General features: G+C 52.4%; 11 protein-coding genes, 1 pseudogene and 1 riboswitch. Of the genes and pseudogenes, 2 read left to right on the forward strand and 10 right to left on the reverse strand.

Annotated features, from left to right (window positions below):
- Window positions 1-81: 81 nt before the first annotated feature.
- Window positions 82-262, reverse strand: a riboswitch (cobalamin riboswitch).
- A gap of 312 nt (window positions 263-574) precedes the next feature.
- From B5E82_RS18945 to pth, 5 genes and pseudogenes are all read right to left on the reverse strand, one after another.
- A pseudogene (locus B5E82_RS18945) lies at window positions 575-679 on the reverse strand (5-nitroimidazole antibiotic resistance protein); the annotation flags it as partial.
- Window positions 680-738: 59 nt separating this feature from the next.
- Complete coding sequence (locus tag B5E82_RS06020) at window positions 739-1,944, reverse strand: peptidylprolyl isomerase (RefSeq protein WP_087306667.1); 1,206 nt, start codon at window positions 1,942-1,944, stop codon at window positions 739-741.
- 95 nt (window positions 1,945-2,039) lie between these two features.
- Complete coding sequence (locus tag B5E82_RS06025) at window positions 2,040-3,077, reverse strand: peptidylprolyl isomerase (protein WP_087306668.1); 1,038 nt, start codon at window positions 3,075-3,077, stop codon at window positions 2,040-2,042.
- Entirely contained in the window at window positions 3,074-6,427 is a 3,354-nt protein-coding gene (gene mfd / locus B5E82_RS06030; protein ID WP_087306669.1) for a transcription-repair coupling factor, read from the reverse strand. The genes B5E82_RS06025 and mfd overlap by 4 nt, the downstream gene beginning before the upstream one ends.
- Complete coding sequence (gene pth, locus B5E82_RS06035; protein ID WP_087306670.1) at window positions 6,424-6,999, reverse strand: aminoacyl-tRNA hydrolase; 576 nt, start codon at window positions 6,997-6,999, stop codon at window positions 6,424-6,426. The genes mfd and pth overlap by 4 nt, the downstream gene beginning before the upstream one ends.
- A gap of 520 nt (window positions 7,000-7,519) precedes the next feature.
- Between pth and B5E82_RS06040 the strand changes: the two genes are divergently transcribed.
- The gene (locus B5E82_RS06040; protein ID WP_087306771.1) at window positions 7,520-7,984 is read left to right on the forward strand and encodes a GNAT family N-acetyltransferase; all 465 of its coding nucleotides are present in this window, start codon (window positions 7,520-7,522) and stop codon (window positions 7,982-7,984) included.
- 3 nt (window positions 7,985-7,987) lie between these two features.
- Entirely contained in the window at window positions 7,988-8,518 is a 531-nt protein-coding gene (locus tag B5E82_RS06045; RefSeq protein ID WP_087306671.1) for a dihydrofolate reductase family protein, read from the forward strand.
- Window positions 8,519-8,611: 93 nt separating this feature from the next.
- On the opposite strand, the gene B5E82_RS06050 is transcribed toward B5E82_RS06045, so the two are convergent.
- The 5 genes from B5E82_RS06050 to spoVG form a co-directional block, all read right to left on the reverse strand.
- Entirely contained in the window at window positions 8,612-9,832 is a 1,221-nt protein-coding gene (locus B5E82_RS06050; protein WP_087306672.1) for a hypothetical protein, read from the reverse strand.
- 167 nt (window positions 9,833-9,999) lie between these two features.
- The gene (locus B5E82_RS06055) at window positions 10,000-11,661 is read right to left on the reverse strand and encodes an ABC transporter permease (protein ID WP_087306673.1); all 1,662 of its coding nucleotides are present in this window, start codon (window positions 11,659-11,661) and stop codon (window positions 10,000-10,002) included.
- Window positions 11,662-11,680: 19 nt separating this feature from the next.
- The gene (locus B5E82_RS06060) at window positions 11,681-12,772 is read right to left on the reverse strand and encodes an ABC transporter substrate-binding protein (protein WP_087306674.1); all 1,092 of its coding nucleotides are present in this window, start codon (window positions 12,770-12,772) and stop codon (window positions 11,681-11,683) included.
- A gap of 4 nt (window positions 12,773-12,776) precedes the next feature.
- Window positions 12,777-13,742: an ABC transporter ATP-binding protein gene (locus B5E82_RS06065; RefSeq protein WP_087306675.1), complete on the reverse strand. Its 966-nt coding sequence runs from the start codon at window positions 13,740-13,742 to the stop codon at window positions 12,777-12,779.
- A gap of 215 nt (window positions 13,743-13,957) precedes the next feature.
- The gene (gene spoVG, locus B5E82_RS06070; RefSeq protein ID WP_087306676.1) at window positions 13,958-14,233 is read right to left on the reverse strand and encodes a septation regulator SpoVG; all 276 of its coding nucleotides are present in this window, start codon (window positions 14,231-14,233) and stop codon (window positions 13,958-13,960) included.
- Window positions 14,234-14,277: the final 44 nt, after the last annotated feature.

Genomic DNA, 14,277 nt, shown 5'->3' on the forward strand with positions numbered 1-14,277 from the left:
TGCCTTCCACCGGCAGGTACATGCTCCTGCTGGCCGGAAGCGTATTTCGGTACAATCAAACCTCGTGATCTGGAATCTGTCATCCCCGTACCACAGCTGGCAGGTCTCCTGGCTCGCAGTCTGGCGCACATTGCCGTCTTCCCGATTACTCAGTGACATATTGGCAGTCTGCTCCTGCATACAGTGACGAGATCGCACAGGCCTTTCACCTGTTTCCCTATTCTCCGCAGTCTCCTGCGGCACCAACTGTTTTCATTCAATTTTCAGATAAATCCGCTGCAACTATTATAGCACCGTCTCTGTCTGATGGCAACCATTTCCTTGCGGCAGAAAAAACGGCGGAAATTATTGTTTTTTACTTTTCGTCAGCCAAGCAAAGGCAATGCAGGCAGTTATGGCTTCACTGAAAGAATGGCAGAGCCAGATAATGCCTTTATCGTGTATACCGGATTAAAGATGGAAAAGAAATACCGGGAAAACAGAACGATCAGAAAGCAGCAGACGATCCCCACAGTCAAAAATACAGAAGAGCAGTATTGAACACCTGCAATGCTCTTTCTTTTTCATTCCGTGCCAGCTTTTCAACGGCCTTCCGTTTTTCACCATCATCCTCCAATATCCGCATAGTGCCGAATACGATCACGCTGCGAAAATAGGAAGTATATTCTTCAGGCAGTATTAAGAACAGGAGGCCGGAAGCTGCTTTCAGCCTCCAGCCCCTCCTTGTCTTTCTGTATATTACTCTGCAGCTGCTTCTGTTTCAGACTCTGCTTCTGTTCCGGACTCCGCGTCTGCCGCTGTTTCGGAATCTGCGGCCGCTTCTGCGTCTTCCTCAGACTCGCTCTCTGCGCCTGTATCTGTCTCGGATTCCGTACTTGTATCCGTCTCGGTTCCGGCAGTCGTATCCAGATAGTACACTCTGTTAAAGTTCAGCTTGTCCAGCGCGCTGTCTACCGTCTCAAAGGTATGCTGCTCCACAAGGGCGTCGCACTGCTCCTGATAAAGAGTGTCGCGGCGCTCCTGAATGATATTCTCTTTCTCTGTCTGAGTCGCTTCTTCATCAAAGGTGCTTACCATCTGAATTCCGTAATATCCGGTATCTGTCTCAACCACAGAGGAAACCTCTCCGTCCGCCAGCGCGTCTGCCGCGTTCCGCACTTCCTCTACAGGAGTCGTACTGTCCGCGCCATAAGTAATCTCGCTGACACTGAGCTGGTTATCTTCGTCACGGCTCTCATTTGCCTCATCCACTGCCGCGTTCAGATCGCCGCTCTCCGCAGCTGAATCAAGGATCGCCTGAAGCTCTTCCTTAATTGCTTCCTTTTCCTCGTCCGTCAGTTCAATGGTATTTCCATTTTCATCTGTCTCGGTTCCGGAAGCAGATATATAAACATAAGCGATTCTCTTCTGAGCAGCCTCCTCGTCAGATACTTCCGTATCCACATCAGCTGTCAGCGCGTCATACATCTTGTCCTGTATCGCCGCAAGCGTCAGAAAACGCTCCACAGAATTCTGGTCCACGCCCAGATCGTTCTTTACCTCTTCGGTGTTATCCTCGAGGAACTTCGCTGCCGCCTCTGTAATGGCGCTCTTTTCCTCATCCGTCAGCTCTACGCCGTAATTCGGCGCCTCCGCCTCCAGCACATACATCTCACGGAACTGATCAATGAGAGTCTCCTTCGCCGTCTCTCCGTATATCGTGCCGCTGCCTGTCATATCCTGCGCGTAAATATTGGAGGTCCCGAACATGGAGCCGTAATAAGTCTCCATCTGAGCCTCCTGATACCGGAGCAGCAGATTAAACTCTCCCAGCGTCATATTTGTCGTGCCATCCAGAGTGGCTGCCGTCTCGGTTCCGTCCAGCACCACTTCCTGTCCGCAGCCGCCAAGGGCAATCGTCAGAGCCAGAACCGGAATCAGAACCGCTGATTTCTTACTTCTCATATCTGTAAATCCTTCCTATCTGTAAAACATTTATTGTCTATTATAGACGCTTTTTTCCCTCCGGGCAAGGTTTTCTTGCTCTGGATATAAAATTTTCACATTTCCGTCAGCATCTGATCGATCTGCACGGTGTCCCAGACCTCCTCTTCGATCACAAGAGGAGCCTCCTGCTGCCACTCCTGTTCCAGCTCCATAAGGTAATTTTTCCTAGCCTGAACCTCCATAGCCTCCAGATTGTCCTCTGTGGCGCTCTCGTCATAGTCTGACACCCGCTGAACCACATACCAGCCGTCCTCTGTTTCGATGGGGTCCGACACCTGGCCTGTCTCCATGCCGCGGACAGCCTCTGCCACCTTTTCGTGAGTTCCGCCGTTTGTGCTGTCGTTAAAATAAGCGTCTATCAGCGTACGGGAGGCTTCCTCGCCCGCCGCCGAAATATCGCCAAGCTCCTGCGCTCTCGCCGCGAATTCTTCCGCCTGCCGCCCCGTCTCCGCAATCTCCTCGTCAGTAAACGGCGTGTGGTTTCCTTCCGCGTCATAGGTTCCTGTCACAGAGAACAGACAATAGGTCAGCTTTCCTACCCTGGCGGCTTCCTCGTCAATCTCCGGCTCGTAACTGCTCTGAATCTGCTCCGCCGTTTTCCCGGCCAACTCGTTCCGCGTAAGGTAACGTTCCACACGCTCCGCCGTAGCGCCAGCAGCTTCCAGAACCTCCGGCGTATTGCTCTCCATGAAGTTTTCCGCCCGTTCCGCGATAACCGCCTGTTCCTCCTCCGTCAGTTCCACTCCATATTCCTCCGCATGGGCGCAGAGAAGGTGAAGCTCTGTCAGAAGGGACATCACGTCGCTTTTGAGAACCTGCTCCAGCGTCTGGCCGTCCTCTGTGGCTTCCGCCTGCCACATTTCGCTTCCAAAACTCTGATAATAGGCCGCTTCCCACTGCTCCTGCAGCATCCTGGTATAAAATTCGGCTTCGTCAAGGTACACCGGATTTTCTCCCACATGGGCCACTACTGTTCCGTCTTCCTGGCTGTCCGGCTGCGCGGAAGAACAGCCGGAGGCAAAAGCGGCTGTGCCCAGCAGGGCCGCTCCCAGAAGCACTGTCATAAACTTTCCTGTTTTCTTTCGTATCATCCTTTTTCCTCCAAAAGCGCCTGCATGTTCTCCAGAATCTCCCCCAGAAGCTTCATGGCGTCTGTCTCTTCCCCTCGGCTGTTCTTCTTCCTGCGGTAATAGAGCGCAGGCTTCTCACCCGTCACAAATTTCATCCTGCCGCCAAAACTTTCGATGAAAGCCGGAAAGGCTGCCGGGTTCAGCCGCGCCTTCTCATAAAGCACCAGACGGATTTCATCCGGCCGCTCCACCAGCTCCTTCACATAGACGTGGTGGGCCTTGACCTTCAGATCCGCCACCGCCAGCAGGTTCTGCACAGGACGCGGCAGATCTCCGAAACGGTCGAGAAGCTCATCCTGCATATCTTCGCATTCTTCCCGGGACTCGATGCCCGCAATCCGCTTGTAGATATCCAGCTTCTGGCTTTCGTTCCGGATATAGGTATCGGGGATATAAGCGTCCAGCTCCATATCCACCATGGTCTCAAAGGAGTCTTCGGGAAGAGCCGTTCCCTTCTCCTCCTTGACGGCCTCATTGAGCATCTTGCAGTAGAGATCATATCCCACGGCCTGCATGTGCCCGTGCTGCTGTTCTCCCAGCAGGTTTCCGGCTCCCCGGATTTCCAGGTCCCGCATGGCGATCTTGAAGCCACTTCCCAGCTCGGTAAATTCCCGGATGGCCCCCAGCCTTTTTTCCGCCACCTCTTTGAGCATCTTATCCTTCCGGTACATCAGGAAGGCATAGGCCGTCCGGCTGGAACGTCCCACGCGGCCCCGGAGCTGGTAAAGCTGGGACAGGCCCAGATTATCCGCGTCATGGATAATCATGGTATTTACATTGGAAATATCAAGTCCCGTCTCAATAATCGTCGTCGATACCAGCACGTCGATCTCGCCGGAAATGAAGTCATACATGATCTTTTCCAGCTCATGCTCCTTCATCTGTCCGTGGGCGAAGGCTACGTTTGCCTCCGGCACCAGTTCCGCTATCTGCGCCGTAACCTCCGCGATATTATTGACACGGTTGTAGACATAGTAAACCTGACCGCCCCTTCCCAGCTCTCTGCTGATGGCCGCCCGCACCATCTCACTGTCGTACTCCATCACGTAGGTCTGAATCGGCAGACGGTCCTGGGGCGCCTCCTCCAGCACGCTCATATCCCGGATTCCAATCAGGCTCATATGGAGCGTCCGGGGAATCGGCGTAGCTGTCAGCGTCAGCACGTCGATGTTTTCCTTCAGCTTCTTGATTTTCTCCTTGTGAGCCACGCCGAAGCGCTGCTCCTCGTCGATGATCAGAAGTCCCAGATCCTTGAACTCCACGTCTGAGGACAGCACCCTGTGGGTTCCAATCACGATATCCACAAAGCCCTTTTTCAGGTCCGCTATCGTTTTTTTCTGCTCTGCCGGCGTCCGGAAACGGCACAGCAGGTCCACGCGCACCGGGAAATCCTTCATACGCTGGACGAAAGTGTTGTAATGCTGCTGGGCCAGAATCGTGGTCGGCACCAGATAGACCACCTGCTTGTTTTCCTGGACTGCCTTGAAAGCCGCCCGGATTGCGATCTCCGTCTTTCCATAACCCACGTCGCCGCAGATCAGGCGGTCCATGATCTTCGTGCTTTCCATGTCCTTCTTGGTGGCTTCGATGGCAAGCTGCTGATCCGCCGTCTCCTCAAAGGGAAACAATTCCTCAAATTCCGTCTGCCAGACCGTATCCGGCCCGTAGGCGTAGCCGTCCTTCTGCTGCCTGGCTGCGTAGAGCTGCACCAGATCCTTCGCCACCTCCTGAACGGCTCCCCGGACTCTCGATTTCGTTCTCGTCCACTCGCTGCCGCCCAGCCGGTTCAGCTTCGGCTTTCTGGCATCCGATCCGGCGTATTTCTGAATCATCTCCAGCTGGGTCGCCAGGATGTAAAGGTTGCCGCCCTTGGCGTACTCGATCTTGATGTAGTCCTTCATGACCTTGTCTACTTCTACCTTCTCGATTCCCCGGTAGATGCCAAGGCCGTGATTCTCATGGACCACGTAGTCTCCGGGCTTCAGCTCGGAAAAGCTCTGTATCTTCTGGCCTTCATAGACCTTTTTCTTTTTCCGTTTCTTCCTTTCCCGTCCGAAAATATCGGTCTCGGAAAGCACCGCAAAGCGGATCAGCGGGTATTCGTAGCCCCTGTGCAGGCTTCCGTGCACCACCATGATTTCCGATGGATTTACCACCCGGTCCGGGTCCTCGCAGTAAAAGCTGTTCAGCTCCTGCTCCTGCAGATCCGCCGCCAGTCTTTTGGCCCTGGTCCCGGAGGCGCACATCAGAATCACGGAATATTTTTCCCGTTTCCAGCGCTTCAGATCCTTCACCAGCATCTCAAAGCTGTTGTTGTAGGGATTGACAGACCGGGCCTCCACCTGATACCGCTCTTTTACTTCCCATTCCGGAGCCTTCTGCTCCATCAGGCACAGGGCCACACAGTTTTTCCGGTTCAGGCGGGCTACAATCTCTTCGCTTCCATACAGAAGCCTGGCTTCCTCCGGCAGGGTCTCTCCGCGCTCCGCCCGGTTCGCCATACTCTCCTCAAATTCCTTCTCGACCGTCCTTCCCTTTTCCAGAAGCCGCGTGGGCTCATCAAGGAAAAACACGGTCTCTTCCGTATCAAAATAATCCAGAAAGCTGACGGCTTCCTCTTTTTCCCCGGGCACCGGCTCCGCCGCCGGATAAATCACAATCTCCTCAAGATTCTCCATGGAACGCTGGCTCTCCGCGTCAAAGCTGCGGATGGAGTCCACCTCGTCGTCCCAGAATTCGATACGCCAGGGCGCTTCCTCTGTCAGCGCAAAAATATCCACGATACCGCCCCGGACCGCGAACTGGCCCGGCGCCTCCACCTGCCCCGTCCTCTCATAGCCGAGCCGGACCAGCTTTTTGGCCAGCGCCTCGATCTCCACAATGCTGTCCTGTCCAATCGTCAGGATCTCTTCCTTCACACGCTCCAGAGGGCGCAGCCGGTCCATCAGTCCGTCAAAGGTGGTGATGACCGTAACTTCTTTCTTCGTCAAAAGAGCCTGCAGCGCCCGCACTCTCTGCTGCACCAGCAGATTTCCCTGAATATCCGCATGGAAAAAGAGGAAATCCTTTGCCTGATACAGCACGGCTTCCCTGTCAAAATACCGGCAGTCTTCATAGATTTCCCTGGCCTTCTGCTCACTGTAGGTCAGGATCACCCGCCGGGGGAACCCCTGCCACAGGCTGCTGGTCGCGTGGACCTTCTGCGAGTCCACACATCCGGACAGCAAAAGAACGCCCCTGTTCTTTTTCAGGTGCTTTTCCAGTTCTTCATATATTCCCAGCTGCTGAAATGGTTCCAGAAAGGCTTTCATCTCCGCTCCTTTCTGTTGTACAGATTCATGGCCTCGTCTGTCTTTCCCTGCACCATCAGACGCACGGCGTCCGCCGCGTTTGCAAACGCTTCCTCTACCAGCTTTCTGTCCTCCGCAGAAAAACGGCCCAGCACATAATCCGCCAGGTCATATTCCTTCGGCTTCTCACCGACGCCTATACGGATGCGCTGAAATTCCTGCGTTCCCAGATGAGCGATAATATTCTTGATTCCATTGTGCCCGCCGGCGCTTCCTTTTTTGCGGACACGGATATTTCCCGGCTCCAGCGCGATGTCGTCATAAATCACAATGACTTCCGCAGCCGGATCGAGTTTATAAAAAGCCGCCGCCTCGCTGACGCTCTGTCCGCTTAAATTCATATAGGTCTGCGGCATCAGGAGAAGCACCTTCTGCCCCTCGATGTATCCGCTCCCGCAGATTCCCTGAAACTTCTTTGTATTCATACTTATATGATAATGATCCGCCAGATATGTGATGGTGTCGAAACCAATGTTGTGGCGGGTGTGTTCGTATTGTTTTGTGGGATTTCCCAGTCCTGCTATCAAGTACATGTGGGGGCTCCTTTTTCTGTATTTTTATGGGTGGCTCTTCGAGGGACGCATGCCGGATTTCTGTATCTCATGTTCGTCCCTTCGTGGACGCCTGTATACTTCCGGACGGACAAACAGTCCGCCGTAATCATACAGGCGTCCACGAAGAGGCCGTACATTGAGATATCAGAAACCGGCCGTCTGGTTCTCGAGACAATCCGCATTGAGATATCTGAAAACGGAGAGCGACTCTCGAGATACTCTTTCATTGCGATATCCAAAAGCGGAAAGCTGGTTCTCGTATAAGCATTGCACCAGAATATCAAAAGCCGGGCGCAGTGTAAGAGCGCACAGCCTTAGCCCTCAGGCAGCAAAGACACTGGTATCTCTGATGTCTGAAGGTGTTTTGTCTTTTTCTATAGTACAGGAGTTTTCGAGCTTTTGCAAGGGAGAAAATCTTGCCCGCCCTGCCTTGAATCAGGCAGTACATTCCTGTATTATGGAAGCATCTGCACAAACAAGAAAGGACTGCTCTTATTTTATGAAGGATTATTCTATTATTTCACTGACGGACAGGCCGGACTTAAAGGACCGGCTTGCGGACTGGTTTCACCGGAAATGGAGCATCCCGAAGGAAGCCTATCTTGAAAGCATGGAGGAGTGTCTCGGCGGGAAAGAGCCGGTCCCCCAGTGGTACGCCGTTCTGGATGGGGAGAAGGTTATCGCCGGAACAGGCATCATTGAAAATGACTTTCATGACAGAAAGGACCTGGCTCCGAATCTCTGCGCCCTGTATGTGGAACCGGAATACCGCTGCCAGGGAATCGCCGGCAGGCTTCTGGACTATGCCTGCAAAGATATGAAGAGCAGAGGAATTTCCGTTCTCTATCTTATTACCGATCATACTTCGTTTTATGAACGGTACGGCTGGGAGTATCTGTGTATGGTACAGGGAGACGGCGAGGCGGAAATGATTCGTATGTATGTGCACAGAGAGGAGAATTGATTTATGCGAAAGGTAACTTTATTTATCGCAATGAGCCTGGACGGATATATCGCAGATAAAGACGGAGGCGTGGACTGGCTGAACGGCCAGGAGGAAAACGGCGAAAATACGGATACTTATTCAGAATTTATCAAAACCATCGATACCATCATTATGGGCTGGAATACCTATCATCAGGTGATTACGGAGCTGTCGCCGGAAGAGTGGGTCTATCCGGAACAGGTAAGCTTTGTGATCACCCATCGGGAAATTCTTTCTACAGAACGGATTCGTTTTACCTCGGAGTCTCCCTGTGATTTGGTAAAAAGACTCCGCGAAGAAGAAGGAAATGGCATCTGGATCTGCGGAGGGGCCAGTATTGTCCGCCAGCTGATGGAAACGGATCTGATTGACACCCTGCACATCTCTGTGATTCCGACCCTGCTCGGAGACGGTGTCCGGCTCTTCGGGCCGCTGGAAAAAGAACAGAAGCTGCGTCTTGTGAAAACCCAGAGCTATAACGGAATTACGGACCTGGTCTATGAGAAGCGGTAAAATGTGAAGCAGGCGGGAAAAAGTTCCGCCTGCTTCTGCTGCTGTAATCTTTTGGCTTCCAATCTGACGTCATCTACATAAACCCGCGTCCCGTCACGCAATCTCCTCCACAAAGCTCCAGCTTTCTCCCCGATCCTCTGAAACAAACAGTGCTTTCGGGCTGATGCCTGCCTGATTCTGATAGGATTTCGTGATGCCCTGGTTCACAATCAGATACAATTTCCCATCTTTTTCATACAATTCCTCCGCAAAGTCAAACGGATAGATAACAGTCCCGTCCTCCATCGTGCCTTCCACCTGCGGCCATTCTATATTTTCAAAGGATTCTCCTCCGTCCACAGTCCGGTATAAGTCCCCGCTTTCCAGCGCGTCCCCGCTTAAGCAGGCAAATCCCAGTTCTTCATCCACAAAAATCATCCACTGAACATAACCCATATCCTGATTGAAAGGGTCCGGATTCAGCAGAAAAACATCTGTGCCATCTGCCTCTACTCCCAGCAGAATATAAAAGCAGTCCCCCATTATATAATCTGTTACAATCATTCTGTATTCCCGCCCATCCTCCAGTTCAAAAACCATATCTGCTTCTCGGCTCAAATAATCGTCCAGATGCTCCTCTATATACCTTCTGCTCTTTTCCAGCCATTCCAGATGCTCTTTCTCAATTCTGGAAGCAAGGACTTCCGGATCTGTCTCCGCTGCTTTTTTGCTCACAAAATCATATAGCTCTTCCTCAAAAGCCTCCCGCGTATATCCGGGATAACTATAGCAATTATAGGAAAATTCCCATACGCTGCCGCTTTCCTCCAGCTGAATACGGATAGCGGGAAATGCGTTCACCATATGTCCGTTTCGCGTAAAGGCGTCACTTTTCATACAAAGATCTGCAAACTCTCCTATATATTCGCAGAAATCCTGTATACTCTGCCCGGCCTGCGCCGGATATACAACGGTCAGTTTCCAGGCGGGAAGCCCCCAGACTTCTGCCCCTTCCCAGTATATCTCATCCGCCTGAAAATAGGCTTCTCCAATGTACCGGAACATCTGCTGTGTATAATTGGTGCGGAGTCCTTCGTCATCTATGGCCTGAAAGCTGACGGAGCCTTCCGTCGGAACGGAGACAGCCGTCTTATATGTATAAATACCATTTTCTCTGTTTACAAGTTCCACATCCCGCCCCAGCGCATCCCTGACTGCTTCCGTCATGCCGTTTGGAATATCCCGGATGATACCTGTGAGAAGCAGAAAAACACAGCACAAAAGCACTGCATTTACCGCAAGCAGAATTTTTATAATTTTTTTCTTTCTGTTCATAGCAGACCCTCTGTATGATTAACAGCCGTTTTTATTATTGCCTTCCACAAATCTTTCTGAATACAAAATCATTCTACCACAAGGGCCATTAAATAGAAACCGGATACCGTGAAAATCACCCATATGAATGATTTTTACGGTATCCGGTTTCTTGTTTTTCCGATATCTTATTTCTTTTCCCTCTCCGTCACTGTGTTCATAATCAACAGCGCCGTGGTGGTAATCAGCACGCAGAGCACGGCCATGGCCATGCCGAGAGATACGCTTCCCTGCTCGAATTCCCGGTTGATGTAGGTGGAGACCACCAGCACATTGGGAGGCGCGATCAGGCTGGCTGTGACCAGCTCACGGAAAGCAATAATGAAAATCATCATCCAGCCCGCCAGAACTCCCCTGGAAATCATGGGAAGAGTCACCCGGCGGAACACATAGAAGGGGCTTCCGCCGAAAGTCCGGCCGGCCTGAAGCAGGCTGTCGTTGATCTGGGTAAAGGATGAGGTCACATACTGGACCGTGTAGGGCAGATAAAGCACCACATAGGCCAGCACCATGATTCCCATGGTATTATAAAGGGGAATCACCTTGTAAATGGCGTTCCAGAACAGCATGATACCGATGACCAGCACAATGGCCGGCAGCATCTCCGGCAGCATACTGACTCCTTCCACAATCTTTCCCAGGCGTCCTTTGCTGCGGCGCACTGCCAGAACAGCAAGCGTGCCGAGCACCGAGCAGATGCAGGCAGAAGACACGGCCAGAAAGAGGCTGTTTCCAATGGCGTTCAGACTCCTGTCCGTCGTGAACAGCTCGATGTAGTTTGCCAGCGTAAAGTTGCCCGGGGCCAGGCCATAGCCGCGCAGCTTAATCAGAGAGCTGGCAATAATGGAAAAGTAGGGGATGCCGATGGCGATCACCAGCACCAGCCCAATCCAGCACCAGGCTCCGGCCAGGCCGCCCTTAGACAGCTTTGTCCGGGCCGGGCGGGTTCCCTTGCCGCTCACCAGACGGTAGCTGTTCTTGTTTGTAATATAGTTCTGCAGCATCCACAGGGCCATACAGATGCAGATCAGCACCGAGGACAGGCTGGCGGATTTTCCGAAATCTACAGGGGCTGTGGTGGAATATCGGTGAATGTCCGTCGTAAATACGTAAAAACCGATACGGCGTCCCAGAGTATAAGGCGTGCCGTACTCGGAAAGGGTCTTAACGAAGACCAGCAGCGCTCCGATGGCAAAGTTACCGGTCAGAAGAGGCGCGAAGATTTTACGCAGCCGAAGTCCGAATCCCGCCCCGAAAACTGCTCCGCTCTCCTCCAGGCTGGCCGGAATGTTCAAAATGGCATTCTTTAAGATGGTCATCATGAACGGGAATACGTTCAGCGTCATGACCAGCACCAGGCCGCCGAAAGAGAAGAAGCCCTCGGAAAATGAGCCCGTAAACGGGAAAAGCTGCTGAAACAGTCCCCGCTTCTGCATAAACAGAATCCAGCCCATGGACGCAATATAAGGCGGCGTCATAAAGGGCACCATAAACACGATATCCAGCCATTTATACCGGGCCAGCTGCGTGCGTGCCAGCAGATAGGCTGTGGGAGCGGCAAATACCGTGGAGCACAGCACTACGCACACTCCCAGAAGAAGGGAATTCCAGATAGTCTGAAGGTTTTCACTGTCCGCAATGATGGACCAGGCCTGATGCAAATCGAGGCGGCCATCAATGATAACCGCCTCGGCAAATACCATAATCAGGGGACAAACGATCAGACCGGCCAGAATTACAAGAAGTATCCATAAAATACCTTTGTTTTTCCAGGTTGCCGATTGTTTCATAAGTTCCTCCGCTCAGCTGTTACTGGCAAATCTCATTCAGTCTGGCAGCTGTGTCATCTGCGATATCCATCATGGCAGTCCAGTCTGTAGGAATCTGCGGGATATCAGACAGGTTGGTGCGTCCATCACACTGGATGTCGCTGCGTCCCGGGAGCAGATACGCGTCTGCTACCATCTGCTGCGCTTCATCGCTGAACAGGAAATCGATAAATGCCTTTGCGTTGTCCACGTTGGGAGCCGTATTCATAATCATAGCCGGACGGGGATTTACCACCGTGCCGCTGGCCGGATAGTAGATGCTTAAGGGCTCGCCGTCTGCCATGGAAGAATATGCGTTGTAATCTACGCCGGCAATCAGAATTCCCTTTTCACCGGTGGTTACAGACTCCAGTGCCGCAGAGTTCGCGCCAGGAACGGTCAGTCCATTGTCAGCCCAGGACTGCATAATCTCCTCACCGTTATCCAGTCCTGTCACCATGCCTGCCAGGAAATCCTTGCAGGCGCCGGACTTCTCCGGATCGGGAATCGCGATATCATCTGTGTAATCAGCCCCGGCCAGATCAGCCCAGTCAGCAGAAAGCTCCGGATAAATGGTCGTATTGTAGATGACGCCTACCGCAGAAGCGCTGTATCCGAACAGCATGCTGTCCTCATCGATCCAGCCTTCATTGACCAGATCTGCGTTTGCGGGCGTATAGCTCATAATCTGTCCGTCCTCCTTCATGGTAAGGCCGTCAGACCAGGAGGCAAGAATAACTACGTCAGCCACCGGATTGGCAGCTTCCGTCTCCAGACGGGCCAGAATCTCTCCGGTCGTTCCCTGGAACTGCTCTACCTGAATGCCGGTCTCAGCTGTGAATGCTTCCGCCAGCTTGTCTGCCAGACCTGCGGGGCTGGGCATATAGACCGTCACCTTACCGGAACCGGTAGTCTCAGCAGCGTCAGCAGCTTCTGTGTCAGCCGCCTCAGCGTCCTCAGAAGCGGCCGCCTCTGTGTCAGCCTCTGCCGCTGTATCCGCAGCAGCCGTCGTATCCTGTATGCTCTGTCCGCAGGCAGCCAGTCCTGCGCAGAGAGCTCCTGCAAGTAATAAAGCAAAAACACGTTTTTTCATTTTTTTAGTTCTCCTTCCCACATGAAATGATTTGTTCTGGATCTATGTAAACGGAAAGTGTTTCTCCCGGAACAGCTTTGTGATTGCCATGAAGCATCCAGGTCTTTCCCTCATAGGACAGTGTAATCTCATAGGTATCTCCCAGATACTGGATATCCTGCACCGGCAGCTCATAATGCCGCCAGCCTTCCCGGGCTTCCAGTCCCATAGCCTCCGGCCGGAAAAATTCCGTGTCAGACAGCCAGTTGGATTTCCCCACAAAATGCGCCACAAAGGCTGTAGCCGGATGATGATAAATCTGTTCCGGCGAGTCGTACTGGTCCACTACGCCGCCATTGAGCACCGCGATGCGGTCGCTCATACTCATGGCCTCTGTCTGGTCGTGGGTGACGAATACCGCCGTAACTCCCAGTCTTGATACAAGTTCCTTGAGCTCATGGCGCATCTCTTCCCGCAGCAGCGCGTCCAAAGCAGACAGGGGCTCGTCGAAGAGGATGCAGCTTGACCGGATGACAATCGATCTGGCAAAGGCTACTCTCTGCTGCTGGCCGCCCGACAGCTGATGCGGATAACGCTTTGCGTATTCTTCCAGGCGCACCGCCCGGAGCGCTTCCATGACCCGCTCCTCCAGATCTTTTGTGTCTTTGCGCGCCCGAAGGCCGAAAGCCACATTTTCAAATACCGTCATATGAGGCCACAGGGCGAAATCCTGAAACACAAAGCCCAGATTTCTCTTTTCCGGGGGAATATTGATTTTCTTTTCTCCGGAGAAAACACACTGATCGTCCAGCCAGATCTCGCCGGTATCCGGACTTTCCAGTCCGGCAATCATTCTCAGCAGCGTGGTCTTCCCGCAGCCTGAAGGGCCAAGCAGGGTCGTAAAGCTGCCGCTCTCCACCGTCAGACTGGTGGGCGTAATTACTGTTTTCTCACCAAATGCTTTTGTAATTTCTTTCAGTATAATCCTCATATTGTACCTCTCTTGTTCCGCAGTGTGATTATACTCCCCATTTTTTCGGCATACGAGATCAGTTGCGTAAATTGTTTGTTAAATTCCCGTAAACCCGGCAGCCGGAACAGGACCACGCGGACGCCGCGTGGTCCTGATACAAAAAGGCGCCGTCCCCCCGGACGGCGCCTGACCCCAATACTATATTTAAATTTTTATATTACCCCTTAATAAGCTTAAGCCTCTTCTTCCGATTCCAGCAAAGCTGCTTCATACTTATCCAGAATGATGGACTGGATATGATCCCGTGTACCGGAATTGATCGGATGCGCGATATCCCGGTATTCACCGTCAGAAGCTTTTCTGCTGGGCATTGCGATAAACAGCCCTTTTTCGCCTTCGATCACTTTGATGTCATGAACCACAAACTCATCGTCAATGGTGATGGATACGACGGCTTTCATTTTACCTTCTTTTGATACCTTCCGTACGCGTACATCTGTAATATGCATACTTCTTGCCCCCTTTTTTCTGCCTTTTCAGGTCAGTTTATCGT

The organism is Lachnoclostridium sp. An138, from assembly GCF_002160765.1.
GTDB lineage: Bacteria > Bacillota > Clostridia > Lachnospirales > Lachnospiraceae > Laedolimicola > Laedolimicola faecalis.